General features: G+C 69.4%; 1 protein-coding gene. It reads left to right on the top strand.

The window, feature by feature from the left end; translation table 11 throughout:
• A partial coding sequence (locus JL475_RS39620) for a DDE-type integrase/transposase/recombinase (protein WP_202283007.1) occupies positions 1-209 on the top strand: 209 nt, incomplete at both ends.

Below are 209 nucleotides of genomic sequence, written 5' to 3'. Positions count from 1 at the left end.
AGCAGAAGTATCTGTGGCGGGCCGTGGACCAGGACGGCAATGTCCTGGACCTCCTCGTGCAGAACCGGCGGGACACCGCCGCGGCCAGGCGTTTCTTCCGGCGCCTGTGGAAGACGACCCGCACGGTGCCCCGAGTGATCGTCACCGACAGGCTCCGCTCCTACGGCGCGGCCCATCGCGAGGTCATGCCCTCCGTCGAGCACCGGCAG

The organism is Streptomyces sp. M2CJ-2 (assembly GCF_016757295.1).
In the GTDB taxonomy this organism is placed as follows: Bacteria; Actinomycetota; Actinomycetes; order Streptomycetales; family Streptomycetaceae; genus Streptomyces.
The sequence above is the reverse complement of the archived record's forward strand: the minus strand, read 5'-3'. Positions and strand labels throughout refer to the sequence as shown.